Source organism: Pseudomonas sp. ASL7, from assembly GCF_056680375.1.
Window position 1 is genome coordinate 5,078,027 of record NZ_CM155279.1, and the last position, 26,590, is coordinate 5,104,616.

Annotated in this window: 22 protein-coding genes; 21 read left to right on the top strand and 1 reads right to left on the bottom strand. The window is 59.6% G+C overall.

Annotated features, from left to right (window positions below):
- Positions 1–30 precede the first annotated feature (30 nt).
- Together AC1MDT_RS23585 and AC1MDT_RS23590 are read left to right on the top strand one after the other, a co-directional pair.
- Complete coding sequence (locus AC1MDT_RS23585) at positions 31–285, top strand: hypothetical protein (protein ID WP_480419182.1); 255 nt, start codon at positions 31–33, stop codon at positions 283–285.
- A gap of 31 nt (positions 286–316) precedes the next feature.
- Positions 317–886 carry a lipocalin family protein gene (locus AC1MDT_RS23590; RefSeq protein WP_480419183.1) on the top strand — a complete coding sequence of 190 codons (570 nt, stop codon included), beginning with the start codon at positions 317–319 and terminating at the stop codon, positions 884–886.
- 115 nt (positions 887–1,001) lie between these two features.
- Here AC1MDT_RS23590 and AC1MDT_RS23595 read toward each other — a convergent pair whose 3' ends face one another.
- A complete protein-coding gene (locus AC1MDT_RS23595) occupies positions 1,002–2,366 on the bottom strand; it encodes a formimidoylglutamate deiminase (protein WP_480419184.1) in 1,365 nt (454 codons plus the stop codon).
- A gap of 146 nt (positions 2,367–2,512) precedes the next feature.
- Between AC1MDT_RS23595 and hutC the strand changes: the two genes are divergently transcribed.
- The 19 genes from hutC to AC1MDT_RS23690 all read left to right on the top strand — a co-directional run bounded on the left by hutC (position 2,513) and on the right by AC1MDT_RS23690 (position 26,471).
- Complete coding sequence (gene hutC, locus AC1MDT_RS23600) at positions 2,513–3,223, top strand: histidine utilization repressor (protein ID WP_480422857.1); 711 nt, start codon at positions 2,513–2,515, stop codon at positions 3,221–3,223.
- Positions 3,224–3,233: 10 nt separating this feature from the next.
- Entirely contained in the window at positions 3,234–3,803 is a 570-nt protein-coding gene (locus AC1MDT_RS23605) for a HutD/Ves family protein (RefSeq protein WP_480419185.1), read from the top strand.
- Positions 3,804–4,318: 515 nt separating this feature from the next.
- Positions 4,319–6,001, top strand: coding sequence for a urocanate hydratase (hutU, locus tag AC1MDT_RS23610; protein WP_480419186.1), 1,683 nt, complete (start codon positions 4,319–4,321; stop codon positions 5,999–6,001).
- A gap of 164 nt (positions 6,002–6,165) precedes the next feature.
- On the top strand, positions 6,166–7,638 hold the full coding sequence (locus AC1MDT_RS23615; protein WP_480419187.1) for a purine-cytosine permease family protein: 1,473 nt from the start codon (positions 6,166–6,168) through the stop codon (positions 7,636–7,638).
- 68 nt (positions 7,639–7,706) lie between these two features.
- Positions 7,707–8,675, top strand: coding sequence for an ABC transporter substrate-binding protein (locus AC1MDT_RS23620; RefSeq protein ID WP_480419188.1), 969 nt, complete (start codon positions 7,707–7,709; stop codon positions 8,673–8,675).
- Positions 8,676–8,745: 70 nt separating this feature from the next.
- Positions 8,746–9,597 (top strand): ABC transporter permease, encoded by an 852-nt coding sequence (locus AC1MDT_RS23625; RefSeq protein ID WP_480419189.1) that lies wholly within the window; start codon positions 8,746–8,748, stop codon positions 9,595–9,597.
- Positions 9,594–10,424 carry a quaternary amine ABC transporter ATP-binding protein gene (locus AC1MDT_RS23630; protein WP_480419190.1) on the top strand — a complete coding sequence of 277 codons (831 nt, stop codon included), beginning with the start codon at positions 9,594–9,596 and terminating at the stop codon, positions 10,422–10,424. Before AC1MDT_RS23625 ends, AC1MDT_RS23630 begins: the two co-directional genes overlap by 4 nt.
- A gap of 142 nt (positions 10,425–10,566) precedes the next feature.
- Complete coding sequence (hutH, locus tag AC1MDT_RS23635; protein ID WP_480419191.1) at positions 10,567–12,090, top strand: histidine ammonia-lyase; 1,524 nt, start codon at positions 10,567–10,569, stop codon at positions 12,088–12,090.
- A 118-nt stretch (positions 12,091–12,208) separates the two neighbouring features.
- Positions 12,209–13,741: a histidine ammonia-lyase gene (hutH, locus tag AC1MDT_RS23640; protein ID WP_480419192.1), complete on the top strand. Its 1,533-nt coding sequence runs from the start codon at positions 12,209–12,211 to the stop codon at positions 13,739–13,741.
- Positions 13,742–13,850: 109 nt separating this feature from the next.
- On the top strand, positions 13,851–15,257 hold the full coding sequence (locus tag AC1MDT_RS23645; protein ID WP_414905919.1) for an amino acid permease: 1,407 nt from the start codon (positions 13,851–13,853) through the stop codon (positions 15,255–15,257).
- 20 nt (positions 15,258–15,277) lie between these two features.
- Positions 15,278–16,483, top strand: coding sequence for an imidazolonepropionase (hutI, locus tag AC1MDT_RS23650; RefSeq protein WP_480419193.1), 1,206 nt, complete (start codon positions 15,278–15,280; stop codon positions 16,481–16,483).
- A gap of 10 nt (positions 16,484–16,493) precedes the next feature.
- Entirely contained in the window at positions 16,494–17,297 is an 804-nt protein-coding gene (gene hutG, locus AC1MDT_RS23655) for an N-formylglutamate deformylase (RefSeq protein WP_480419194.1), read from the top strand.
- Between the two features lie 225 nt (positions 17,298–17,522).
- Positions 17,523–18,494 carry a prolyl aminopeptidase gene (pip, locus tag AC1MDT_RS23660; protein ID WP_480419195.1) on the top strand — a complete coding sequence of 324 codons (972 nt, stop codon included), beginning with the start codon at positions 17,523–17,525 and terminating at the stop codon, positions 18,492–18,494.
- Positions 18,491–18,928: a D-aminoacyl-tRNA deacylase gene (dtd, locus tag AC1MDT_RS23665; protein ID WP_480419196.1), complete on the top strand. Its 438-nt coding sequence runs from the start codon at positions 18,491–18,493 to the stop codon at positions 18,926–18,928. Before pip ends, dtd begins: the two co-directional genes overlap by 4 nt.
- Before the next feature lie 319 nt (positions 18,929–19,247).
- A complete protein-coding gene (locus AC1MDT_RS23670) occupies positions 19,248–21,062 on the top strand; it encodes a glucan biosynthesis protein G (protein WP_480419197.1) in 1,815 nt (604 codons plus the stop codon).
- The gene (gene mdoH, locus AC1MDT_RS23675) at positions 21,055–23,625 is read left to right on the top strand and encodes a glucans biosynthesis glucosyltransferase MdoH (RefSeq protein ID WP_480419198.1); all 2,571 of its coding nucleotides are present in this window, start codon (positions 21,055–21,057) and stop codon (positions 23,623–23,625) included. The genes AC1MDT_RS23670 and mdoH overlap by 8 nt, the downstream gene beginning before the upstream one ends.
- A 192-nt stretch (positions 23,626–23,817) precedes the next feature.
- Positions 23,818–24,615, top strand: a complete 798-nt coding sequence (locus AC1MDT_RS23680) for a transporter substrate-binding domain-containing protein (RefSeq protein ID WP_480422858.1) — start codon at positions 23,818–23,820, stop codon at positions 24,613–24,615.
- Between the two features lie 169 nt (positions 24,616–24,784).
- Positions 24,785–25,744, top strand: a complete 960-nt coding sequence (locus AC1MDT_RS23685; protein WP_480419199.1) for an amino acid ABC transporter permease — start codon at positions 24,785–24,787, stop codon at positions 25,742–25,744.
- Positions 25,737–26,471: an amino acid ABC transporter ATP-binding protein gene (locus AC1MDT_RS23690; protein WP_480419200.1), complete on the top strand. Its 735-nt coding sequence runs from the start codon at positions 25,737–25,739 to the stop codon at positions 26,469–26,471. Before AC1MDT_RS23685 ends, AC1MDT_RS23690 begins: the two co-directional genes overlap by 8 nt.
- Positions 26,472–26,590: the final 119 nt, after the last annotated feature.

Below are 26,590 nucleotides of genomic sequence, written 5' to 3' on the forward strand. Positions count from 1 at the left end.
GCCATTCCCCTTCGCCCCTGGAGTTACACCATGTCGCTGCGCTCTATCGCCTTGCTTTCGTTTTGCGTGTTGTTGGCCGCATGCAGCAAGGTCAATCAGGAAAATTATTCAAAATTATCGTCCGGCATGCCCAAGGCCGAGGTTGAAAAGCTGCTAGGCAAACCGGCTGACTGCTCGGGCGCGCTCGGCATGTCCAGTTGCACCTGGGGCGACAAGAACAGCTTTATCAGCGTGCAGTACGCCGGTGACAAAGTGCTGATGTTTTCCGGCCAAGGCCTGAAGTAAGCCGGGGCGATGCGCCCACGGGAGAAAAACAATGATGCGGTTATTGATAGTTCTTTTTGCCGGCCTGGTACTGGCTGGCTGTGCCACTTCCGGCACTGATCCATTGGCGCCCAAGACCGCCAACAGCGTCAACCTCAAGCGCTACCAAGGGACCTGGTACGAGTTGGCCCGTTTGCCGATGTACTTCCAGCGCGATTGCGCGCAATCCGAAGCCCGTTACACGCTCTTGCCTGAAGGTAACGTCGCCGTGTTGAACCGCTGCCTGACGGCAGAGTGGCAATGGGAAGAAGTCAGGGGCAAGGCTTATCCACAGGTGCCGGGCAAGACCGACAAATTGTGGGTCGAGTTCGATACCTGGTTTTCGCGGTTGATTCCGGGTGTGTCAAAGGGTGAGTACTGGGTGTTGTATGTCAGCGATGACTACAAGACGGCTATCGTGGGTGACCCAAGCCGCAAGTATCTGTGGCTGTTGTCCCGGACCCCGACCGTCAATGATGTCGTGCGTGAAGAACTCTTGAGCAAGGCGCGTCAGCAGGGCTATGACACGACGCGGCTGATCTGGCGTGCGTCGGATACGCAGATGGCCAAGACCTCGAATTGATCACGGAAATCCTGTAGGAGCGAGCTTGCTCGCGATGGTGGGTCAGCCACATTGATGTCGACTGACACTCCATCGCGAGCAAGCTCGCTCCTACACCTACAGAGGTTTTGCGGTGTTAGCCCAGGAGATCGCGCAGGACTTGGGTGAACGCCCGGTTACTGTCTTCCTCACCGGCATGACGTCCGTCACGCACAACCCACTGGCCGTTGACCAGTACATCCCGCACCTGGCGATCGCCACCAGCAAACAACCAACGGTTCAAAATCCCGTCGCCACTGGCCGTCGCCAGGTACGGATCGTTGCCGTCCAACACCAGCCAATCCGCACGCTTGCCCACTTCCAGCGCACCGATCGGCTGCCCCAGCGCCTGAGCGCCGCCATCCAGTGCCGCGTCGTATAGCGTGCGACCAACCATCGGCTGATCCGCGCCATACAAGCGGTTACGTCGTTGATCGCGCAGGCGTTGGCCATATTCCAGCCAGCGTAATTCTTCCACCACGCTCAACGACACATGGCTGTCGGAACCAATGCCCATGCGCCCGCCCTGAGCGAGGAAATCCACCGCCGGGAAAATCCCGTCGCCGAGGTTCGCTTCAGTGGTCAGGCACAGACCGGCGATGGCGCGACTCTTGGCCATCAGCGTGACTTCTTCCGGGTTGGCGTGGGTGGCATGGACCAGGCACCAGCGCTGATCGACGTCGGTATTTTCGTACAACCATTGCAGCGGACGGCGACCGCTCCAGCTCAGGCAGTCGTCGACTTCCTTTTGCTGTTCGGCGATGTGAATGTGCACCGGGCATTGCTTGTCGCTGGCGGCGAGCACTTCGCTGATCTGCTGCGGAGTGACCGCGCGCAACGAGTGGAAACACAAACCCAGCGACTGCGCCGGTTGTTGCGCAAGGATCGGCTGCAAACGCGATTGAAGCTTGAGGTAGTTCTCGGTGCTGTTGATAAAGCGGCGCTGGCCGTCGTTCGGCGTCTGGCCGCCAAAGCCGGAATGACTGTAGAGCACCGGCAACAGCGTCAGGCCGATACCGGCGGAACGGGCGGCCTGGCTGATGCGCAGCGCCAGTTCGGCCGGGTCGGCGTACGGTTGGCCGCTGGTGTCATGGTGCACGTAATGAAATTCCGCCACCGAGGTGTAACCGGCCTTGAGCATTTCGATGTACAGCTGACGGGCGATGACGCCAAGTTGGTCCGGAGTGATTTTTCCGACGAGGCGATACATCAAATCGCGCCAGGTCCAAAAACTATCGTTCGGATTGCCGGCCACTTCCGCCAGCCCGGCCATGGCTCGCTGGAAGGCGTGGGAGTGCAGATTCGGCATGCCGGGCAGCAGCGGACCGCTCAGTCGTTCGGCGCCTTCTGCGTGAGAATCGGCCTGGATATGGGTCAAGACGCCGTCGGCGCTGACCTCAAGACGTACATTGTTGGCCCATCCACTAGGCAGCAGCGCGCGTTCGGCAAAGAAGGCGGACATGGTTCAGCACCCCATCGTGTGTTATTTGTATATACATATACAGACGTTTGCCTGCTGGGTAAACTCCGGCAAGCTAGCAACTTCCTACAGACGAACAAGGATTAACCGTGCCGACTCCGCCCCTAGCGTCACCGTTGGCCGCACACATGGGCGACAGTCCGGCGCCCTTGTACGCCCGCGTCAAACAGATGATCACTCAGCAAATCGACAGTGGAAACTGGCCGCCGCACTACCGCGTTCCGTCGGAAAGTGAGCTGGTCAACCAACTGGGTTTCAGCCGCATGACCATCAACCGTGCTCTGCGCGAGATGACCGCGGACGGTCTGTTGGTGCGTATGCAAGGCGTCGGCACGTTCGTCGCCGAACCGAAAAGCCAGTCCGCGCTGTTTGAAGTTCACAACATCGCCGACGAAATCGCCTCCCGTGGTCATCGCCACACCTGCAAGGTGATCACCCTGGAAGAAGAGGCGGCCGGTTCCGAGCGCGCCCTGGCCCTGGACATGCGCGAAGGCCAGAGGGTTTTCCACTCGTTGATCGTGCATTTCGAAAACGACATTCCGGTGCAAATCGAGGATCGTTTCGTCAACGCGCTAGTGGCGCCGGACTACCTCAAGCAAGACTTCACCCAGCAAACGCCTTATGCCTATCTGAATCAGGTCGCTCCGCTGACCGAAGGCGAGCACGTGGTCGAGGCGATTCTGGCCGAGGCCAGCGAGTGCAAATTGCTGCAGATTGAAAAAGGCGAGCCGTGCCTGCTGATTCGCCGCCGCACCTGGTCTGGCCGTCAACCGGTGACCGCGGCCCGTTTGATCCACCCTGGTTCACGTCATCGTCTGGAAGGCCGGTTTCATAAGTAGAGAGCCATAAATGAATGAGTTGAAGGTTTTACGCGCAATAGACTACCCGCGCATGCCGTGGAAAAACGGCGGCGGCAGCACCGAAGAAATCACTCGTGATGCAGGCACAGGCCTTGATGGTTTTGGCTGGCGTCTGTCGATTGCCGACATCGGCGAGTCGGGTGGTTTTTCGACCTTCGTCGGTTACGAGCGGGTGATCACCGTGTTGCAAGGCGACGGCATGACCTTGAGCGTCGATGGCCAGAACACGCGTCCACTGTTACCGCTGGACCCATTTGCTTTTAGCGGTGAGAGCCAAGTCTCCTGCACATTGCTCGGCGGGCCGATTCGCGACTTCAATCTGATTTATGCGCCACAGCGTTACCGCGCGCGGTTGCAATGGCTGGAGGGCGAGCAGCGGTTTTTCAGTTCGGCCAGTACCGTGCTCGTCTTCAGTATCACCGAAGCGCTTGAAGTGAAGGTCGGTAACACTGACGCGCAACTGGGTCGCCATGATTGCCTGCAACTCGACGGTAACGCGGGTCTGCTGGAAGTCTCCGTCAACGGCCAATGCTGTGTGATTGAACTGACTGCACACTGATCCAGAATCCTTTCCTGTAGGAGCGAGCTTGCTCGCGAAAAACCCAAGGACACCGCAGGGCGCCCTGGTTTTACGCGTTATCGTTGACGACCATCGTCGGAACGCCGCCCGGAGCAAGCTCGCTCCTACAGAGGGGGGATGTTTGCCCACGATGTCGTTTCCCTCCCCAAATCCGTTTCCCAGCGCACCACCTTGTTACCGAACGCCTCAACGTGGCGCAAAAACACGCTCAGGTAACAGCGCTCACGTCCTGTGAAAATTTCCCCCGAAAAATTCCATCTCCACCAGAACCCTTGCTTCATGGGCTTTCCAGCGCTTCCAAAATTTTTCTTCAGCACCCATCCAACAAGTTGGCCGCTTGATTGCATATGCTTGTATGTACAAGTAAAGACGTATGTGTATGAGTCACGAGGACTCGACCATCGTCCACTGATTCGCCGGCGTGCACATTTGCTCGCTGGCTTGCTCGCCCACTGCCTGGGCTGGTTTGGATTGATTGCTGAGGAGTCTTTTTCGTGACTGACATTAAACCTACTAAGTTTCGTGACGTTGAAATCCGCGCTGCCCGCGGTAACAAGCTGACCGCCAAGAGCTGGTTGACCGAAGCGCCGCTGCGCATGTTGATGAACAACCTCGACCCGGAAGTCGCCGAGAACCCTAAAGAACTGGTGGTTTACGGTGGCATCGGTCGTGCGGCGCGTAACTGGGAGTGCTACGACAAGATCGTCGAAAGCCTGACCAACCTGAATGACGACGAGACCCTGCTGGTGCAATCCGGCAAGCCGGTCGGCGTGTTCAAGACCCACAGCAACGCCCCGCGCGTACTGATCGCCAACTCCAACCTGGTGCCGCACTGGGCGAGCTGGGAACACTTCAACGAACTCGACGCCAAAGGCCTGGCCATGTACGGCCAGATGACCGCCGGCAGCTGGATCTACATCGGCAGCCAGGGCATCGTTCAAGGCACCTACGAGACCTTCGTCGAAGCCGGTCGCCAACACTACAACGATGACCTGAAGGGTCGTTGGGTCCTGACCGCCGGCCTGGGCGGCATGGGCGGCGCGCAACCACTGGCCGCGACCCTGGCCGGCGCGTGCTCGCTGAACATCGAATGCCAGCAGGTCAGCATCGATTTCCGCCTGAAAAGCCGTTATGTCGATGAGCAAGCCAAAGACCTCGACGACGCGCTGGCGCGCATCGCCAAATACACCGCCGAAGGCAAAGCGATCTCCATCGCCCTGCTGGGCAACGCGGCAGAAATCCTGCCGGAACTGGTTCGTCGCGGCGTGCGCCCGGACATGGTCACCGACCAGACCAGCGCCCACGACCCGCTCAACGGTTACCTGCCGGCCGGCTGGACCTGGGACCAGTACCGCGCGCGCGCCAAGACTGAACCGGCCGCCGTAATCAAAGCCGCCAAGCAATCGATGGCCGTGCACGTTAAAGCGATGTTGGACTTCCAGAAAATGGGCGTGCCGACGTTTGACTACGGCAACAACATCCGTCAGATGGCCCAGGAAGAAGGCGTGGAAAACGCATTCGACTTCCCAGGCTTCGTCCCGGCGTACATCCGTCCATTGTTCTGCCGTGGCATCGGCCCGTTCCGTTGGGCGGCACTGTCGGGCAACGCTGAAGACATCTACAAAACCGACGCCAAGGTCAAGGAACTGATCCCGGACGACGCCCACCTGCACAACTGGCTGGACATGGCGCGCGAGCGCATCAGCTTCCAGGGTCTGCCGGCGCGTATCTGCTGGGTGGGCCTGGGCCTGCGCGCCAAGCTGGGTCTGGCGTTCAACGAAATGGTGCGCAGCGGCGAGCTGTCGGCACCGATCGTGATCGGTCGCGACCACCTGGACTCCGGTTCGGTGGCCAGCCCGAACCGCGAAACCGAATCGATGCAGGACGGTTCCGACGCCGTGTCCGACTGGCCACTGCTCAACGCCCTGCTCAACACCGCGAGCGGCGCGACCTGGGTTTCCCTGCACCACGGCGGCGGCGTCGGCATGGGCTTCTCCCAGCATTCGGGCATGGTGATTGTCTGCGACGGGACTGACGAAGCGGCCGAGCGTATTGCTCGCGTGCTGCACAACGACCCGGCGACTGGCGTTATGCGTCATGCCGATGCGGGTTACCAGATCGCGATCGATTGCGCCAAGGAACAGGGCCTGAACCTGCCGATGATTACCGGTAAGTAACGCACTATTTGTGAAAACTGCTTTTGTGGGAGCGAGCTTGCTCGCGATAGCGATGTATCAGCCAACACAAGTGTTGAATGTATTGGCCTCATCGCGAGCAAGCTCGCTCCCACAGGACAAGCATAACCATACGATTTTCCAGAACAATCCACAGAGGTTGAACCATGGCTGTTAGCAGCGAACGTGCAGGTAGTAAACCGTTGATCGAGAAACGCTCGATCGACTACATCCCGGAAGCGGAAAGACACGGTCGTCTATTAAGCCAATTCACCCTGTGGCTGGGGGCCAACCTGCAAATCACCGCGATTGTCACCGGTGCATTGGCGGTGGTGCTCGGTGGGGATGTGTTCTGGTCGTTGATCGGTTTGCTGGTCGGGCAACTGCTCGGGGGCGGCGTCATGGCGTTGCACGCAGCGCAGGGTCCGCAGCTGGGCTTGCCACAGATGATCTCCAGCCGCGTGCAGTTTGGCGTGTATGGGGCGGTGATTCCCCTGGTGTTGGTGTGCTTGATGTACATCGGCTTCTCGGCCAGTGGTTCGCTGCTGGCGGGGCAAGCCGTGGCACAGTTACTCCACGTTGAAGACTGGGTCGGCATCGTGCTGTTCGCGGGCAGCATCATGGTCTTCACCATCTTCGGCTACCGGGTGATTCACGGCATCGGCCGGATCGCCAGCGTGCTGGGCGTGATCGCCTTCGTTTACCTGTTTTACAAACTGTTGGCCGGCAACGACATCATGGCGTTGCTCGGTAACAAGCATTTCTCCCTGGCGAGTTTCCTGTTGGCGATATCGCTGTCGGCCTCCTGGCAGATCGCGTTCGGCCCTTACGTGGCGGACTACTCGCGTTACCTGCCGCGCAGCACCTCGGCCGTGAAAACCTTCTGGGCCGTGGGCCTGGGTTCAGTGCTCGGGGCGCAGGCGTCCATGGTGTTCGGTGTGTTTGCCGCCGCCCTGGCCGGTTCGCAGTTTGCCCATCACGAAGTGTCGTTCATCGTCAGCCTCGGTGGCACCGGCATCGTTGCCGCGTTGCTGTACTTCGCGGTGGCGTTCGGCAAGGTCACGGTGACCACGCTCAATGCCTACGGCAGTTTCATGTCGATCGCGACGATCATCAGCGGCTTCCGTGGCAGCCGACACATTCCGAGTGCGGTGCGTCTGCTGTACATCTTCATCATGGTGTCGTTGGCCACAGCGCTGGCGTTGCTCGGCAAGGACTCGTTCCTCAAGGAATTCTCCGCGTTCATCCTGTTCCTGCTGGCGTTCTTCACGCCATGGAGCGCGATCAACCTGGTGGACTTCTACTGTGTTACCAAAGAGCGTTATGACATCCCGGCACTGTCCAACCCGAACGGTCGTTACGGTCGGTGGAATGTCATGGGCATCTCGATTTACGTGTTCGGTGTGTTGATTCAAATGCCGTTCATTTCCACCCACTTCTACACCGGCCCTCTGGTGGCGAGCCTCGGTGATACCGACATCTCGTGGATCATCGGCCTGGTGGTGCCTGCCGCGATGTACTACTTCGCGGCCAAGAAGTGGCATGGAGCAGTACCTGATCGGTTGATCCTGCCGCTCGAGCAGGACAACGTTGCAGTATCTGGAACAAAAGGGGCTGGCCGCGCTGTTGCGCAGGCCTGATTGGACGTGGACAGGGTTGGATGCCTCTTGACTGCCGTAAGCCAATTCTCGATTAGGAGCGTCGCATAATGAAATCAAATAAGACACTGCTGACCACATTGCTTTCCATGGGCCTGCTAGCCAGTGCCGGCGCCACCCAGGCAGCCGGTTGGTGCGAGTCGGGTAAACCGGTGAAATTTGCCGGCCTGAACTGGGAAAGCGCCATGCTCCTGACCGACGTACTGCAAGTCGTGTTGGAGAAAGGCTACGACTGCAAGACCGACAGCCTGCCGGGCAACTCCATCACCATGGAAAACGCCCTGAGCAGCAACGACATTCAAGTGTTTGCCGAAGAGTGGGTCGGCCGCAGCGAGGTCTGGAACAAGGCCGAGAAGGCCGGCAAAGTCGTCGGCGTCGGCGCGCCTGTCGTAGGCGCGGTTGAAGGCTGGTACGTGCCGCGTTACGTGATTGAAGGCGACGCCAAGCGCAAGCTGGAAGCCAAGGCACCGGACCTGAAAAACATTGCTGACCTGGCCAAGTACTCCGCCGTGTTCAAGGATCAGGAAGAGCCTTCCAAGGGCCGTTTCTACAACTGCCCGGCCGGCTGGACCTGTGAACTGGACAACAGCGAAATGCTGAAAAGCTACGGCCTGGAAAGCACCTACACCAACTTCCGCCCAGGCACCGGCCCGGCGCTGGATGCGGCCGTGCTGTCGAGCTACAAGCGTGGCGAGCCGATCCTGTTCTACTACTGGTCGCCAACGCCGCTGATGGGTCAGATCGACGCGGTCAAGCTCGAAGAGAAACCCGGCGTGGACAAGACCGTGAACATCAAGGTCGGCCTGTCCAAGACCTTCCACGACGAAGCCCCGGAATTGGTGGCCGTACTGGAAAAGGTCAACTTGCCAATCGACCTGCTGAACCAGAACCTTGGGCGCATGACCAAAGAGCGGATCGAGTCGCCAAAACTGGCCAAGATCTTCTTGAAGGAACATCCTGAAGTCTGGCACGCATGGGTGAGCGAAGACGCAGCCAAGAAAATCGACGCGGCCTTGTAGGTTGAGACTCTCCGACTTCCGGTGACGGCAGTCGGACGCTTGATCACAACCCCTTGATTGAGAGCTTCTTATGTTTCCTGAAAGCTTTACCTTTTCCATCGCCAACTGGGTCAACAGTTGGGTCGATTCGCTGGTGACCAACTACGGCGACGTGTTCCGGCACATCTCCGACACGCTGTTGTGGGCCATCGTCAATCTTGAGGGCCTGCTGCGTGCGGCCCCTTGGTGGCTGATGCTGGCCATCGTGGCGGGCATTGCCTGGCACGCGACCCGCAAAGTCGTGACCACCGCCGTGATCGTCGGCTTGCTGTTCCTGGTGGGCGCGGTCGGCCTGTGGGACAAGTTGATGCAGACACTCGCGCTGATGATGGTGGCGACCGTCATTTCGGTGCTGATCGGCATTCCGCTGGGCATTCTCTCGGCGCGCAGCAATCGTCTGCGTTCGGTGCTGATGCCGTTGCTGGACATCATGCAGACCATGCCAAGTTTCGTGTACCTGATCCCGGTACTGATGCTGTTCGGCCTGGGCAAGGTGCCGGCGATTTTCGCCACCGTGATTTACGCTGCGCCACCGCTGATCCGCCTGACCGATCTGGGCATCCGCCAGGTTGACGGTGAAGTAATGGAAGCGATCAACGCCTTCGGTGCCAACCGCTGGCAGCAACTGTTTGGCGTGCAACTGCCGCTGGCCCTGCCGAGCATCATGGCCGGGATCAACCAGACCACCATGATGGCCCTGTCGATGGTCGTGATTGCCTCGATGATCGGTGCCCGAGGCTTGGGCGAAGACGTGTTGGTGGGGATTCAGACCCTCAACGTCGGACGTGGCCTTGAAGCCGGTCTGGCGATCGTGATTCTGGCAGTGGTCATCGATCGCATTACTCAGGCGTATGGTCGGCCACGGCATGAGGTGAGCAAATGAGCAACGCAGCCATCAGCAAAATCGAAGTCAAAAACGTCTTCAAGATTTTCGGCAACCGCTCCAAGGATGCGCTCGCCATGATCGGCCAGGGCAAAACCAAAGACCAGGTGCTGTCTGAAACCGGCTGCGTGGTCGGCGTGAATAACCTGTCGTTGAGCATCGGCACTGGCGAGATCTTCGTGATCATGGGCCTGTCCGGTTCCGGTAAATCGACCCTGGTGCGCCACTTCAATCGCCTGATCGACCCCACTAGCGGCGCGATCCTGGTGGACGGCGTGGACATCCTGCAATACGACATGGAAGCCCTGCGCGAATTTCGTCGGCACAAGATCAGCATGGTATTCCAGAGCTTCGGTTTGCTGCCGCACAAGTCCGTGCTGGATAACGTTGCTTACGGCCTGAAAGTGCGTGGCGAGAGCAAGCAAATGTGCTCCGAGCGCGCGCTGCACTGGATCAACACCGTGGGCCTCAAGGGCTACGAGAATAAATACCCGCATCAGCTTTCGGGCGGTATGCGTCAGCGTGTGGGCCTGGCGCGTGCCTTGGCGGCAGACACCGACATCATCTTGATGGACGAAGCGTTCAGTGCGCTCGACCCGCTGATCCGCGCTGAAATGCAGGACCAATTGCTGGAACTGCAAAAAACCCTGCACAAGACCATTGTCTTTATCACCCACGACCTCGACGAGGCCGTGCGCATCGGCAACCGCATCGCGATCCTCAAGGATGGCCGTCTGATTCAGGTCGGTACGCCGCGAGAAATCCTGCATTCGCCGGCGGATGAGTATGTTGACCGGTTCGTACAGCGACGGGCTGCGGTGGTTTAAGAGATTTGCGGTGTCAGTGCCGGCCTCTTCGCGAGCCGGCTCGCTCCCACAATGGAATGCATATCCCCTGTGGGAGCGAGCCTGCTCGCGAAAGCGGCGGTGCAGCTGCATCAATATTCAAGTTGTACGCACGAGGTCAATAATGTCCCAGGTTGAAAAAATCGTTATCGCCGACGCCCCGTTGCGTTGGCAGGATGTGGTCGCGGTAGCCCGTCATGGCGCACAGCTTGAGCTGTCGACCGAGACCTGGGCGCGGATCGAAAATGCTCAGGCCATCGTCCAGCGCATTGTCGTCAGCGGCGAACGCGCCTATGGCGTCAACACAGGTTTGGGTGCGCTGTGCAACGTATCGCTCAAAGACGAGCAGCTCAGCCAACTGTCGCGCAACACTTTGCTCAGCCACGCCTGTGGCGTTGGTGCGCCATTGGCGGACGAACAGACCCGCGCGATCATGTGCGCGGCGATCCGCAACTATAGCCACGGCAAATCCGGCATTCACCGCCAGGTCGTTGAAGCCTTGCTGGCGCTGCTCAATCGCGGCATCACCCCGCAAGTGCCGTCCCAGGGTTCGGTGGGTTACCTGACGCACATGGCTCACATCAGCATCGCGATGTTGGGTGTCGGCAACGTCAGCTATCGCGGGCAGATCGTTTCCGCGCAGCAGGCCCTGGCCGAAGAAGGCCTGCAACCCGTACAGCTCGGCGCCAAAGACGGCTTGTGCCTGGTCAACGGCACGCCGTGCATGAGCGGCCTCAGCTGCCTCGCGCTCGCTGACGCCACGCATCTGGTGCAGTGGGCCGACGTAATCAGTGCCATGAGTTTTGAAGCCCAGCGCGGCCAGATCGCTGCGTTCGATGCCGAGATCATCGCGCTCAAACCGCATCCGGGAATGCAGCAGGTCGGTATTAACCTGCGGGCGTTGCTCGATGGCAGTGAAGTGATTGCCAGCAGCAAAGGCATTCGTACTCAGGATGCGCTGAGCATCCGCTCGATCCCGCAGGTTCACGGCGCCGCTCGCGATCAGCTTGAGCACGCCAGGAAGCAGATCGAAACCGAACTCAACTCGGTCACCGACAACCCGATGCTGTTGGGCACGCCGGACAACTTTCGAGTGGTGTCCCAGGCCAACCCGCACGGTCAATCCGTGGCGCTGGCGGCAGATTTGCTGGCAATTGCCATGGCTGAAATCGGCTCCATCGCCGAGCGTCGTCTCGACCGGTTGATCAACCCGCACGTCAGCGGTCTGCCAGCGTTTTTGGTGGCCAATCCGGGCGTGAACTCCGGGATGATGATCGTCCAGTATGTCGCGGCGTCGCTGTGTGCAGAAAACCGCCAATTGGCCCAACCGGCCGTGCTCGACAACTACGTGACCTCGGGTCTGCAGGAAGATCACTTGAGCATGGGCACCAACGCCGCGTTGAAACTGCATCGCGCGTTGGAAAACTGCACGCAGATTCTCGCTATCGAGTATCTGCTGGCGGCCCAGGCGTTTGAATTCCTCAAGGAGCAACGTTTTGGCGCTGGCACCGATACCGCATGGCGATTGCTGCGCGAACGTGTTCCGGCCTATGACCAGGACCGCTGGCTGGCACCCGATATCGCTGCCGCCGCTGGCGTCCTGAAAGATCCGGTTTTGCTGAAAAACGCGTTACCCAACCTGAACTGATTTCGACACAAAAACCAGCGTGCCAAGGCGCAGCCCACTACAAGACGGGAAGCGACGGACAACGGATATCTCCGGAGCGTCTGGTTAGTTACCAACAAACTCTCAAAAGGAGCATGAAATGACTGCGCTAAACCTGATTCCCGGCCAACTGAGCCTTGCCCAACTGCGTGATGTTTATCAGCAACCGGTCAAAATCAGCCTCGATCACAGCGCCTCGGCCCAGATCGACGCCAGCGTTGCCTGCGTGGAACAGATCCTCGCCGAAAATCGCACCGCCTACGGTATCAACACCGGTTTTGGCCTGCTGGCCTCCACGCGCATCGCCAGCGAAGACCTGGAAAACCTCCAGCGCTCGCTGGTGCTGTCCCACGCCGCCGGTGTCGGCGAGCCGATCAGCGATGCGCTGGTGCGGTTGATCATGGTGCTCAAGGTCAACAGCCTGAGCCGTGGTTTTTCCGGTATTCGCCGCGTAGTGATCGACGCACTGATCGCGCTGATCAACGCTGAGGTTTACCCGCACATTCCATTGAAAGGTTCAGTCGGTGCCTCCGGCGACCTGGCGCCACTGGCGCACATGTCGCTGGTGCTGCTGGGCGAAGGCAAGGCGCGCTACAAAGGTGAATGGATGGAAGCGACCGAGGCGCTGAAAGTCGCCGGTCTGAAGCCACTGACGCTGGCCGCGAAAGAAGGCCTGGCGCTGCTCAACGGTACTCAGGTGTCCACCGCTTACGCGTTGCGCGGTCTGTTCGAAGGTGAAGACCTGTTCGCCGGTGCCGTGGCGCTGGGTGCCCTGACCGTCGAAGCGGTGCTGGGCTCGCGCTCGCCGTTCGATGCCCGCATTCACGCTGCTCGCGGCCAGAAAGGCCAGATCGACGCGGCGGCCGCTTACCGCGATTTGCTGGGCGAGCGCAGTGAAGTGTCCGACTCGCACCAGAACTGCGAAAAGGTTCAGGACCCGTACTCCCTGCGCTGCCAGCCGCAAGTCATGGGCGCCTGCCTGACCCAGTTCCGCCAGGCCGCCGAAGTGCTCGCCATCGAAGCCAACGCCGTCTCGGACAACCCGTTGGTGTTCGCCGCTGAAGGCGACGTGATTTCCGGCGGTAACTTCCACGCCGAACCGGTGGCCATGGCGGCCGACAACATGGCGTTGGCCATCGCTGAAATCGGTTCCCTGAGCGAGCGCCGTATCTCGCTGATGATGGACAAGCATATGTCGCAACTGCCGCCGTTCCTGGTGGCCAATGGCGGCGTGAACTCCGGTTTCATGATCGCCCAGGTCACCGCGGCGGCACTGGCCAGCGAGAACAAGGCGTTGTCCCATCCGCATTCGGTGGACAGCCTGCCGACCTCCGCGAACCAGGAAGACCATGTGTCGATGGCCCCGGCGGCGGGCAAGCGTCTGTGGGAAATGGCCGAAAACACCCGTGGCGTGCTCGCGGTGGAATGGCTGGCGGCGTGCCAGGGTCTGGATCTGCGTGAAGGTCTGAAAACCTCGGCCAAGCTGGAACAGGCGCGCGGCATTCTGCGGGCTGAAGTGCCGTTCTATGAGAAGGACCGCTTCTTCGCCCCGGACATCAATGCGGCGAGCGAGTTGTTGGCCACCCGCTGCCTGAATGCGCTGGTTACGGCGAAGTTGCTGCCTAGCCTGTAAGGGACCCATCGCGAGCAAGCTCGCTCCCACAGGTTCAGCGCAATCCTTGTGGGAGCGAGCTTGCTCGCGATTCGATTTTGCGTCGAATAAAAAAAACGAAGGACGAAAGATGCAACAACCAGCCAAAGGTTTGAAACGCGGGCTTTCTGCCCGACATATTCGCTTCATGGCACTGGGGTCGGCGATCGGCACCGGGCTGTTTTACGGTTCTGCCTCGGCCATTCAAATGGCCGGGCCTGCGGTACTGCTTGCTTACCTGATCGGTGGCGCTGCCGTGTTCATGGTGATGCGCGCCCTCGGCGAGATGGCGGTGCACAACCCGGTAGCCGGTTCATTCGGCCAGTACGCCAGCACCTATTTAGGGCCGATGGCGGGCTTTATCCTCGGTTGGACCTACGCGTTTGAAATGGTCATCGTCGGAATGGCCGACGTCACCGCGTTCGGCATCTACATGGGGTTCTGGTTTCCGGAAGTCGCCCGCTGGGTCTGGGTGCTCGGCATCGTTTCGGTGGTCGGCGGCTTGAACCTGTGCAATGTCAAAGTCTTCGGGGAAATGGAGTTCTGGTTGTCGCTGCTCAAGGTGGCGGCCATCGTCGCGATGATCCTTGGCGGCTTCGGCATCATGCTGTTTGGCATCAGCAGTGCGCCCGGTGCCCAAGCGACCGACATCAGCAACCTCTGGACCCAGGGCGGCTTCATGCCCCATGGCATGGGCGGTCTGATCGCTTCGTTCGCGGTAGTGATGTTTGCATTTGGCGGCATTGAAATCATTGGTGTTACCGCCGGTGAGGCCAAAGACCCGCAGCACGTGTTGCCTCGGGCGATCAATGCCGTACCGTTGCGCATCTTGCTGTTCTACGTGCTGACGATGGTGGTGCTGATGTCGATCTTCCCATGGCAGCAGATTGGCAGCCAAGGCAGCCCGTTCGTGCAGATTTTCGACAATCTGGGTATCAGCTCGGCGGCGACCATCCTTAACATCGTGGTGATTTCGGCAGCAGTGTCGGCGATCAACAGTGACATCTTCGGCGCGGGCCGCATGATGTATGGCCTGGCTCAGCAAGGGCACGCACCGAAGGGTTTTGCCAGCTTGTCGCGCAACGGCGTGCCGTGGCTGACCGTGGTGGTGATGAGCTGTGCGCTGCTGTTAGGCGTGCTGCTGAACTACCTGATACCGGAAAACGTATTCCTGCTGATCGCCTCCATCGCGACCTTTGCCACGGTATGGGTCTGGCTGATGATTCTGTTCACCCAGGTGGCCATGCGTCGCTCCATGAGTGCCGAGCAAGTCAAACAGTTGAAATTCCCGGTACCGTTCTGGCCTTATGCGCCGATGGCGGCGATTGCCTTCATGCTGTTTGTCTTCGGCGTGCTGGGCTATTTCCCGGACACCCAGGCGGCTCTGATCGTCGGCGTGGTCTGGATCGTGTTGCTGGTGCTGGCCTACCTGACGTGGGTAAAACCGGCGGCAGGGAAGGCGGTACCGGTGGAGCAGGCACCTTCTTTTTCTCATTGATAACCTAACGGAGGCCAAGGATGAAAACTCTCTGGCAACACTGTCACGTCGCAACCATGGCGCAAGGCGTCTACTCGATCATCGAGGATGCGGCCATCGTGACGTCCGGTGCGCACATTGAGTGGGTCGGCCCACGCGCTGAACTGCCGGCTGGCGAATACCCGGCCGTCAACGACTTGAAAGGCGCCTGGGTGACCCCGGGCCTCATCGACTGCCATACCCATACCGTGTTTGGTGGTAACCGCAGTGGTGAGTTCGAACAACGCCTGCAAGGCGTCAGTTATGCAGAAATAGCGGCGGCGGGTGGCGGCATCGCCAGCACCGTGCGTGCCACTCGCGCGGCCACCGAAGATGAATTGTTCGCCAGCGCCGCCAAGCGTCTGAAAAGCTTGATTCGCGACGGCGTGACCACGGTCGAGATGAAGTCCGGCTACGGCCTCGACCTGGCCAGCGAACGCAAGATCCTGCGGGTCGTGCGCCGTCTCGGCGCCGAACTGCCGGTCAGCGTACGCAGCACTTGCCTGGCCGCGCACGCCTTGCCGCCGGAATATGCCGATCGCGCTGACGACTACATTGATCACATCTGCGCTGAAATGCTTCCGGCCCTGGCTGCCGAGGGGTTGGTGGATGCGGTAGACGCGTTTTGCGAATACCTGGCGTTTTCGCCAGCGCAGGTCGAGCGCGTATTTATCACCGCGCAGAAACTCGGCTTGCCGGTGAAGCTGCACGCCGAGCAATTGTCGTCGCTGCACGGTTCGAGTCTGGCGGCGCGTTACCACGCGCTGTCGGCCGATCATCTGGAATTCATGACCGAAGACGATGCCATCGCGATGGCCGAGGCCGGCACTGTCGCGGTATTGCTCCCGGGCGCATTCTATTTCCTGCGGGAAACCCAATTGCCGCCAATGGATGCCCTGCGCAAACACGGGGTGAAAATCGCCATCGCCAGCGATCTCAATCCTGGCACCTCGCCGGCGCTGTCGTTGCGCTTGATGCTGAACATGGCCTGCACCTGCTTCCGCATGACCCCGGAAGAAGCCTTGGCGGGCGCGACCCTACATGCTGCCACCGCGCTGGGCATGGCTGATACCCACGGTTCGCTGGAAGCCGGTAAGGTCGCAGATTTTGTGGCCTGGCAAATCGATCGTCCCGCCGACCTGTCGTACTGGTTGGGCGGTGACCTGGAAAAACGCGTCGTGCGTCACGGCGTCGAAACGAGCGTTTAGGAGAACAGTTGTGGATAAGGTTCTGAACTTCAAACAAGGCCGCGTGCCACTGCTGATCAGCATGCCCCACGCCGGTCTGCGTCTGACCCCCGCGGTCGACGCCGGGTTAATCCCCGATGCCCGCAGTCTGCCGGACACCGACTGGCACATCCCCACGCTTTATGAGTTCGCCGCCGAACTGGGTGCCAGTACGCTGGCTGCCGAGTATTCGCGTTTCGTCATCGATCTGAACCGACCGTCCGACGATAAGCCTCTGTATGTCGGCGCTACCACCGGCCTGTACCCGGCGACGTTGTTCGACGGCATTCCGTTGTTCCGTGAGGGCATGGAACCGTCGGCGGAGGAACGCGCGACGTATCTGGAGCAAGTCTGGACGCCGTACCACAGCACGTTGCAGAACGAGCTGGCGCGACTGAAAGCCGAGTTCGGCTATGCGCTGCTGTTCGATGCGCACTCGATCCGTTCGATCATTCCACATCTGTTCGACGGCAAACTGCCGGACTTCAACCTCGGCACCTTCAACGGCGCCAGTTGCGATCCTCAGTTGGCGACTCAACTGGAAGCGATTTGCGCACGTCACGGCGATTACACCCACGTGCTGAACGGTCGCTTCAAGGGCGGCCATATCACCCGGCATTACGGCAACCCGGCCGAAAACATCCATGCAGTGCAACTGGAGTTGGGTCAGTGCACGTACATGGAAGAGTTCGAGCCGTTCCGTTATCGCCCGGACCTGGCAGCGCCGACGCAGGTGGTGCTTAAGGAATTGCTGCAAGGACTGTTGGCCTGGGGTGAAAAGCACTACGGACATTAAGGCTACGCGCGATCACTGTAGGAGCGAGCTTGCTCGCGATAAGCCGGAGAACGCTGCGGGGTGTCAGACTTGACGCATTAGCGTTGACGACCTTCGCGAGCAATCGAGCGTCGACCGGCTGCTCCTACAAGGCATGCTCATTGACGTAATTCGGGTTTATGATGCCCAACGGCAGAATAATAGAAGTCCCCCCAGGGATGACCTCGACCCCTTACGGAGCGCGCAATGCAGACTTTGTACCCGCAGATCAAACCTCACGCCCGGCACGATCTGGCCGTCGATGAAACCCACACGCTGTACGTCGACGAAAGCGGTTCCCCGGAAGGTTTGCCCGTCGTATTCATCCACGGCGGCCCCGGCGCCGGGTGTGATGCACAAAGCCGTCGTTATTTCGATCCCAACCTGTACCGCATCGTCACTTTCGACCAGCGTGGCTGTGGTCGCTCCACGCCCCACGCCAATCTGGAAAACAACACCACCTGGGATCTGGTCGCCGACCTTGAGCGCATTCGTAAGCACCTGGGTATCGAAAAGTGGGTGTTGTTTGGCGGTTCCTGGGGGTCAACCCTGGCCCTTGCCTACGCGCAAACCCATCCGGAGCGCGTGCACGGTCTGATTTTGCGCGGGATTTTTCTCTGTCGTCCGCAGGAAATCGAATGGTTCTACCAGGCCGGCGCCAGCCGTCTGTTCCCCGATTACTGGCAGGACTACATCGCGCCGATCCCGCTGGACGAGCGCGACGACTTGCTCAGCGCTTTCCACAAGCGCCTGGTCGGCAACGATCAAATCGCCCAGATGCACGCGGCCAAGGCCTGGTCTACCTGGGAAGGCCGGACCGCCACCCTGCGCCCGAACCCGATGGTGGTCGATCGCTTCTCTGAGCCACAGCGCGCGTTGTCCATCGCTCGCATCGAATGCCACTACTTCACCAACAATGCGTTCCTTGAGCCGAACCAGCTGATCCGCGACATGGGCAAGATCGCCCATTTGCCCGGCGTGATCGTACATGGTCGCTACGACGTGATCTGCCCGCTGGATAACGCCTGGGAACTGCACCAGAACTGGCCGAACAGTGAATTGCAGGTGATCCGTGACGCCGGCCATGCCGCCTCCGAACCCGGCATTACGGATGCACTGGTTCGCGCCGCCGATCAGATGGCTCATCGTCTGCTCGACCTGGCCCCTGAAGAAGCATGAAGGGTCTGCTGCAACGCGTGCGTGGCGCGCGAGTCGAGGTAGCGGGGGAGGTGGTTGGCGCAGTTGACCAGGGTTTGTTGGTATTGGTGGCGGTCGAACCTGACGACTCTCGGGCGAGCGCCGACAAACTTCTGCATAAGCTGCTTAACTATCGAGTATTCAGCGACGCCGAGGGCAAGATGAATCTGTCCCTGGCGGATGTAGGCGGTGGGTTGCTGCTGGTCTCACAGTTCACCCTGGCCGCCGACACTAAAAGCGGGTTGCGCCCGAGTTTTTCGACCGCTGCCCCACCGGCCCTGGGCGAGGAGCTTTTCGACTATCTATTAAGTAAGGCGAAACAGGTGCATGGCACTGTGGCATCAGGTAGATTCGGCGCGGATATGCAGGTGCACCTGGTCAATGATGGCCCGGTAACCTTCCTGTTACAAACCTGAAAGGGCTTAAAACGTCTTTTTAAGCCCTTTTCGACTGTAAACAGGGGGTTTTCGCGATAAATACTTTGTTGCGCCTGATGCGTTGTAACGCGGCCTACTAGATAATCGCGCGCTACGGGGATCAGCGTTCGTTGGTCCATTTGACTTAGGTAGAGACTTGTCCTGGACCGTTTGGGGAATCATTTAGCCCCATCGGAGTCGGAACAATGCTCGCCAACTTGGCAAGAGTGGTCTGTAGGGGCGGTTTTTTATGCCGCCTGCCTCACGGGCCCTTTAACTGGCCGTTGGTTTTTTGATCTGTTTTCGGCGAGGGTTGCTCGTGATTGTTAGTCCCTGTAATGCACCAAAATTGTCTGCCAAACGGTTACGAAGCGCACTGGTAGCAGGCTCTGCACTGCTCTGCCTGTTCAGCGCCGGCCAGCTTTGGGCATTCGATCTGGATGATGTGTCGGCCAAGGCAAAAGAGCTGGCCGGGCAGAAATACGAAGCCCCGCGCAGTAACCTGCCGAACGAATTCCGTGAGATGAAATTCGCGGACTATCAAAAAATTCGCTTCCTGACCGAAAAAGCCGAGTGGGCCGATCAGAAAACCCCGTTCAAGCTGTCGTTCTATCACCAGGGTATGCATTTCGATACACCGGTGAAAATCAACGAAATCACGGCTAACACCGTCGAAGAGATCAAGTACGACCCAAGTCGTTTCGATTTCGGCGACCTGAAGTTCGATCCTAAAGCCACCGAACAACTGGGTTATGCCGGTTTCCGTGTGCTGTTCCCGATCAACAAGGCCGACAAGCAAGACGAAGTCATGACCATGCTCGGCGCGAGTTACTTCCGCGTTGTCGGTAAAGGCCAAACGTATGGTTTGTCCGCTCGCGGCATGGCCATCGACACCGCATTACCGTCTGGCGAAGAATTCCCGCGTTTCACCGAGTTCTGGATTCAACAGCCAAAACCGGGCGACAAGCACCTGGTGATTTTCGCCCTGCTGGATTCGCCTCGCGCTACCGGTGCCTATCGTCTGACCCTGCGTCCGGGCAGCGACACCGTTGTCGACGTCAAAGCCCAGATGTTCCTGCGTGACAAAGTCACCAAGCTGGGTGTTGCACCGCTGACCAGCATGTACCTGTTCGGCGCCAACCAGCCGTCCAAGGTGCTGAACTATCGTCGCGAACTGCACGATTCCAGCGGTCTGTCGATCCATGCCGGCAACGGCGAGTGGATCTGGCGCCCACTGAACAACCCGAAACACCTGGCCGTGAGCAACTTCTCGATTGAAAATCCGCGCGGTTTTGGCCTGCTGCAACGTGGCCGTGACTTCAGCCACTACGAAGACCTCGACGACCGCTACGACATGCGTCCAAGTGCCTGGATCGAGCCAAGCGGCGATTGGGGCAAGGGCTCCGTCGATCTGGTAGAGATTCCGACCGCCGACGAAACCAACGACAATATCGTTGCGTTCTGGAGCCCGGAAAAGCTGCCTGAGCCTGGTCAGCCACTGGATGTCGCTTATCGCATGCACTGGACCATCGACGAAGCTGCTATCCACGCGCCGGACAGCGCTTGGGTCAAGCAAACGCTGCGTTCCACTGGTGACGTGAAGCAGTCCAACCTGATCCGTCAGCCGGACGGCACCGTCGCTTATTTGGTGGACTTCGAAGGCCCGTCCCTCGCGGCGTTGCCGCCAGAGGCGGACGTTCGCAGCCAGGTCAGCGTTGGCGACAATGCCGAACTGGTCGAGAACAGCGTGCGTTACAACCCTGAGACCAAGGGCTGGCGCCTGACGCTGCGCATGAAGATCAAAGACCCGGGCAAGTCCACCGAGATGCGTGCTGCACTGGTCCAGAATATCGTGCCAGCCGACCTCGCCAAGACCTCGCTACCGTTGTCCAGTTCTTCTGTTGCCAAGGCCGACAAGGTCGCTGCCAAGCAACAAGAGAAAGAGGACAAGGAAGCCAAGCAAGGTGAGGCCAAGCAGGCCGACGTTAAACCAGAAGCAGATGCCAAGGACAAGGCCAACAAAGACGCCAAGCAGCCTGCTGCTGCAAACGCGGCCCCAGCCACACCGGAATCGGCATCGACTGAAGAAGTCCTGACCGAGACCTGGAGCTATCAGTTGCCTGCCGATGAGTAATTCTCAAGTACAGCCAGAAACGCTTGCAGAGTATCTGGCGCATCTACCGATGACCGACGAGCAGCGCGCGGAACTCGCGGGCTGCAAGTCGTTCAGCGAACTGCACCAACGTCTGTCGTCCCAGGTGTTCGACGCCCCGACCGACGCCGCCCAGGCGTCGGTCGGCAAACGCCTGACCCTGAACACCGCCGAAGAGTTGCAGGACGCCGAAATGCTGGTGCTCGACACCCGCGGTCGCGTTTGTCTCAAGGCGACACCGCCGATCCGTCGGACCAAGGTCGTGCCGGAGCCGTGGCGCACCAACATTCTGGTGCGTGGCTGGCGTCGTCTGACCGGTCGCACCAACCCGCCGGCTCCGCCGAAGGATGAACGCGTATTGCCGGCAGCCCGCTGGCGCACCGTCGGTTCGATCCGTCGCTACATTCTGTTGATACTGATGCTCGGCCAGACCATCGTTGCCGGCTGGTACATGAAAGGCATCATGCCGTACCAGGGCTGGTCGTTCGTCGACCTGAACGAAGTCCTGCATCAACCGCTGACGCAAACGGCCACGCAAGTGCTGCCGTATGCACTGCAAACCAGCATCCTGATTCTGTTCGGGATTCTGTTCTGCTGGGTATCGGCCGGTTTCTGGACGGCCCTGATGGGCTTCCTCGAGCTGATCACGGGGCACGATAAATACCGTATTTCCGGTAAAAGCGCCGGCAACGAGCCCATCGCCAAGGACGCGCGTACCGCACTGGTGATGCCGATCTGCAACGAAGACGTGCCGCGTGTGTTTGCCGGTCTGCGGGCGACTTTTGAGTCGGTTGCGGCCACGGGTGATCTGGATCGCTTCGACTTTTTCGTACTCAGTGACAGCAACGACGCCGATATCTGTGTCGCCGAACAGCAGGCCTGGCTGGACGTTTGCCGCGAAGCCAAAGGCTTCGGCAAGATTTTCTATCGCCGCCGCCGTCGTCGTGTAAAACGTAAAAGCGGCAACCTCGACGATTTCTGCCGTCGCTGGGGTGGTGACTACAAATACATGGTCGTGCTCGATGCGGACTCCGTGATGAGCGGCGAATGCCTGACCAGTCTGGTGCGCTTGATGGAAGCCACCCCGGACGCCGGGATCATCCAGACCGCGCCACGTGCGTCGGGCATGGACACCCTATATGCGCGTATGCAGCAGTTCGCGACCCGTGTTTACGGTCCGCTGTTCACCGCCGGCCTGCACTTCTGGCAGTTGGGCGAATCCCACTACTGGGGCCACAACGCGATCATTCGGATGAAGCCGTTCATCGAGCATTGCGCCCTGGCGCCGTTGCCCGGTAAAGGCGCGTTCGCCGGTGCGATCCTGTCCCACGACTTCGTCGAAGCAGCGCTGATGCGCCGTGCGGGCTGGGGCGTGTGGATTGCCTACGACTTGCCGGGTAGCTATGAAGAATTGCCACCGAACCTGCTGGACGAACTCAAGCGTGACCGTCGCTGGTGCCACGGTAACCTGATGAACTTCCGGCTGTTCCTGGTCAAGGGCATGCACCCGGTGCACCGTGCGGTGTTTCTGACTGGCGTGATGTCTTACCTGTCGGCGCCGTTGTGGTTCTTCTTTCTGGTGCTGTCGACGGCGCTGCTGGCGGTCAACACACTGATGGAGCCGCAGTACTTCCTCGAACCCCGCCAGCTTTATCCGCTGTGGCCACAATGGCACCCGGACAAGGCGATTGCGCTGTTCTCGACCACGATCGTGTTGCTGTTCCTGCCGAAGTTGCTGAGCATCATCCTGATCTGGGCCAAGGGTGCAAAAGAGTTCGGCGGCAAGTTCAAGGTGACCTTGTCGATGCTGCTGGAGATGCTGTTCTCCATGCTGCTGGCGCCGGTGCGGATGATTTTCCACACCCGTTTCGTGCTCGCCGCCTTCCTCGGCTGGGCCGCAACCTGGAATTCGCCACAACGTGACGACGACTCCACGCCGTGGAGCGAAGCGGTCAAACGCCACGGTCCGCAAACCTTGCTGGGCTTCTTCTGGGCCTTGCTGGTGATCTGGCTGAATCCAAGCTTCCTCTGGTGGCTGGTGCCGATCGTCGGTTCGTTGATGCTGTCGATTCCGGTGTCGGTGATTTCCAGCCGTGTCGGTTTGGGCCTGAAGTCCCGTGATGAGAGCCTGTTCCTGATCCCTGAGGAATACAATCCGCCACAGGCGCTGCAGGCAACGGACCAATACACCCATGAAAACCGTTATCACGCACTGAAAGACGGCTTCATCCGCTCGGTGGTCGATCCACAGCAGAACGCCCTGGCGTGCTCGCTGGCGACTTCGCGCCATGGTCAGGCAGAGCCGATCGAATGGTTGCGGGTCGAACGGGTTCGCCATGCGCTGAAAGCCGGGCCTGACGGTCTGAACAACAATGAGCGTGTGCAACTGTTGAGCGACCCGGTGGCCTTGGCTCGCTTGCATGAGCAGGTCTGGAGCGAAGGCCACTCCGAGTGGCTGCAAGCCTGGCGTAAATCGGTGAAAGCCGATCCCCACGCGCCGCTGCTGCCGCTCAAGCCACTGGGCTCACAACCTCAGATGGCATGACAAAAAGCCCCGCTAAATTAGCGGGGCTTTTTTTGCCTGAACGTTGCCAAACACTTGTGCAAACGAATGAGTGCGTTAGGATCCGTCCCCGAATTGGTGCGCCCGGACAACTTTCTGTTCGTATCTGCCGGTTTCCAAAGGGAAATCTGCCGTTTGCGCGCCCCACAAAGCAATGGGTTTGGGGACATGATGATGAAGAAGTATCTCTCGATGCTGCTGGTTGGCGTCACGGCATTGGTTGCTGTCAGCACGGCACAGGCGGGTGCCATTGATGAAGCGGTCAAGCGTGGTACGTTGAAAGTCGGCATGGACCCGACCTACATGCCGTTCGAGATGACCAACAAGCGCGGCGAAATCATCGGCTTCGAAGTCGATATCCTCAAAGCCATGGCGAAAGCGATGGGCGTCAAACTGGAGCTGGTCTCCACTGGCTATGACGGCATCATCCCGGCCTTGTTGACCGACAAATTCGACATGATCGGCAGTGGCATGACCCTGACCCAGGAACGCAACCTGCGCCTGAACTTCAGCGAACCCTTCATCGTGGTCGGCCAGACCCTGCTGATCCGCAAGGAGCTGGAGGGCACCATCAAGTCCTATAAAGACCTGAACAGCGCCGACTATCGCATCACTTCCAAGCTCGGCACCACGGGCGAGATGGTCGCTAAAAAACTGATCTCCAAAGCCAAATACCATGGCTACGACAATGAGCAGGAAGCCGTGCTCGACGTGGTCAACGGCAAGGCCGACGCGTTCATCTACGACGCGCCTTACAACGTTGTGGCGGTTAACAAGGCCGGCGCTGGCAAACTGCTGTTCCTGGACAAGCCGTTCACCTACGAGCCATTGGCCTTCGGTCTGAAAAAAGGTGATTACGACAGCATCAACTTCATCAACAACTTCCTGCACCAGATCCACGAAGACGGCACCTACGATCGCATTCATGACAAGTGGTTCAAAGACACCGCTTGGCTCAAGGACATGGAATAAGGCCATTGGCGGCGGGGTGTCAGTAACACCGCGCCGCTCCAATCGCGAGCAAGCTCGCTCCCACAGTTGATCTGAGTGAACACAAATGTTGTGTCCGGCGCAGAAACCTGTGGGAGCGAGCTTGCTCGCGATGACGGCCTCCCAGGCAATACACCTCCCGGAACCTGCAATGAAACAGAAAAAAGCCCAATGGCCGTGGCACGTATTGACCGTGCTGCTGCTGATCGGCCTGGCCGGCGCGTTGTATTACGCCACCTCGCTGATGTCCTACGAATGGCGCTGGAACCGTGTGCCGCAGTACTTCGCCTACCACGCTGAGGAATCCCAGCGCGCCACGGATATTTCCACCGTCAGTGAGCTGGTGCGCAACGGCGATAAAGCCGAAGTGACCCTGCGCAATGAAGCGGGCGACGAGCAGCACCTGACCGTCGACGACAATAGCCTGCAAGTGGCCCGAGGCGACGATGTGGCCGAAGGTGATGTGATCGGCGTGACGCGGCATTGGGCCGCCGGGCCGCTGATGTGGGGACTGTGGACCACCTTGTGGTTGTCTGTAGTGTCCGGCGTGCTCGGGCTGCTGATCGGCCTGGCGACGGGCCTGTGCCGTCTCTCCAACAACCCGACCCTGCGCGACCTTTCGACGATTTATGTCGAGCTGGTACGCGGCACACCGCTGCTGGTGCAGATCTTCATTTTCTACTTTTTCATCGGCACCGTGATGAACCTGTCCCGGGAATTGGCCGGGATCGCCGCGTTGTCGCTGTTCACCGGTGCTTATGTGGCGGAAATCATCCGCTCCGGCGTGCAGTCGATTGCCCGTGGTCAGAACGAAGCGGCGCGCTCCCTTGGCTTGAGCGCAGGGCAGTCGATGCGCCACGTGGTGATGCCGCAAGCCTTGAAGCGTGTGCTACCGCCATTGGCCGGGCAGTTCATTAGCCTGGTCAAGGACACTTCGCTGGTGTCAGTGATCGCGATTACCGAGCTGCTCAAAAGCGGTCGCGAAGTCATCACCACGTCGTTCTCGCCGTTCGAAATCCTGTTCTGCGTGGCCGGCCTGTATTTGTTGATCAACCTGCCGCTGTCGAAAATCGCCAGCCGGCTTGAGCGGAGGCTCGCACAAAGTGATTGAAGTCCGCGATCTGGTAAAAGTCTTCGACACCCGCGGCCAGGTAGTGCGCGCGGTGGATAACGTGTCCACCCACGTCGCCAGGGGCGAAGTACTGGTGGTGATCGGCCCGTCCGGTTCCGGCAAGTCGACCTTCCTGCGTTGCCTGAATGGCCTGGAAGCGTTCGATTCTGGTTCGGTCAGCATCGATGGCCTGCAATTGGCCGATCCGAAAACCGACGTCAACGCCTACCGCCGCGAAGTCGGCATGGTGTTCCAGCATTTCAACCTGTTCCCGCACATGACGGTCCTGGAAAACCTCTGCCTGGCCCAGAAAGTCGTGCGCAAGCGTGGCAAGAAGGAGCGTGAGGCCAAGGCGCTGGCCTTGCTGGAGAAGGTCGGTATCGCGCAGAAGGCCAATGAGTTTCCATCGCGCCTGTCCGGTGGACAGCAACAGCGTGTGGCGATTGCCCGTGCATTGGCGATGGAACCCAAGGTCATGCTGTTCGACGAGCCGACCTCGGCCCTCGACCCGGAAATGGTCGGCGAAGTGCTGGACGTGATGAAGACCCTGGCCGTGGAAGGCATGACCATGGTCTGCGTCACCCACGAAATGGGCTTTGCGCGGGAAGTGGCCGATCGGGTGCTGTTCTTTGATCACGGCAAATTGCTGGAAGACGCCGCGCCGGCGGAGTTCTTCGATGCGCCGAAGGATCCGCGTGCGCAGGCCTTTTTGCGGCAGGTTCTCTAGCTTCAGCGCCTGTCAGGCCGCCATCGCGAGCAAGCTCGCTCCCACATTGGTTTTGTGATCGACACACATCCCCTGTGGGAGCGAGCTTGCTCGCGATGGCATCACCTCGGTCCGGTGTG

Coding starts and splice junctions, on each gene's coding strand:
- AC1MDT_RS23585 (WP_480419182.1), top strand. CDS start 31: ATGTCGCTGCGCTCTATCGCCTTGCTTTCGTTTTGCGTGTTGTTGGCC.
- AC1MDT_RS23590 (WP_480419183.1), top strand. CDS start 317: ATGATGCGGTTATTGATAGTTCTTTTTGCCGGCCTGGTACTGGCTGGC.
- AC1MDT_RS23595 (WP_480419184.1), bottom strand. CDS start 2,366: ATGTCCGCCTTCTTTGCCGAACGCGCGCTGCTGCCTAGTGGATGGGCC.
- hutC (WP_480422857.1), top strand. CDS start 2,513: ATGGGCGACAGTCCGGCGCCCTTGTACGCCCGCGTCAAACAGATGATC.
- AC1MDT_RS23605 (WP_480419185.1), top strand. CDS start 3,234: ATGAATGAGTTGAAGGTTTTACGCGCAATAGACTACCCGCGCATGCCG.
- AC1MDT_RS23615 (WP_480419187.1), top strand. CDS start 6,166: ATGGCTGTTAGCAGCGAACGTGCAGGTAGTAAACCGTTGATCGAGAAA.
- AC1MDT_RS23620 (WP_480419188.1), top strand. CDS start 7,707: ATGAAATCAAATAAGACACTGCTGACCACATTGCTTTCCATGGGCCTG.
- AC1MDT_RS23625 (WP_480419189.1), top strand. CDS start 8,746: ATGTTTCCTGAAAGCTTTACCTTTTCCATCGCCAACTGGGTCAACAGT.
- AC1MDT_RS23630 (WP_480419190.1), top strand. CDS start 9,594: ATGAGCAACGCAGCCATCAGCAAAATCGAAGTCAAAAACGTCTTCAAG.
- hutH (WP_480419191.1), top strand. CDS start 10,567: ATGTCCCAGGTTGAAAAAATCGTTATCGCCGACGCCCCGTTGCGTTGG.
- hutH (WP_480419192.1), top strand. CDS start 12,209: ATGACTGCGCTAAACCTGATTCCCGGCCAACTGAGCCTTGCCCAACTG.
- AC1MDT_RS23645 (WP_414905919.1), top strand. CDS start 13,851: ATGCAACAACCAGCCAAAGGTTTGAAACGCGGGCTTTCTGCCCGACAT.
- hutI (WP_480419193.1), top strand. CDS start 15,278: ATGAAAACTCTCTGGCAACACTGTCACGTCGCAACCATGGCGCAAGGC.
- pip (WP_480419195.1), top strand. CDS start 17,523: ATGCAGACTTTGTACCCGCAGATCAAACCTCACGCCCGGCACGATCTG.
- dtd (WP_480419196.1), top strand. CDS start 18,491: ATGAAGGGTCTGCTGCAACGCGTGCGTGGCGCGCGAGTCGAGGTAGCG.
- mdoH (WP_480419198.1), top strand. CDS start 21,055: ATGAGTAATTCTCAAGTACAGCCAGAAACGCTTGCAGAGTATCTGGCG.
- AC1MDT_RS23680 (WP_480422858.1), top strand. CDS start 23,818: ATGAAGAAGTATCTCTCGATGCTGCTGGTTGGCGTCACGGCATTGGTT.
- AC1MDT_RS23685 (WP_480419199.1), top strand. CDS start 24,785: ATGAAACAGAAAAAAGCCCAATGGCCGTGGCACGTATTGACCGTGCTG.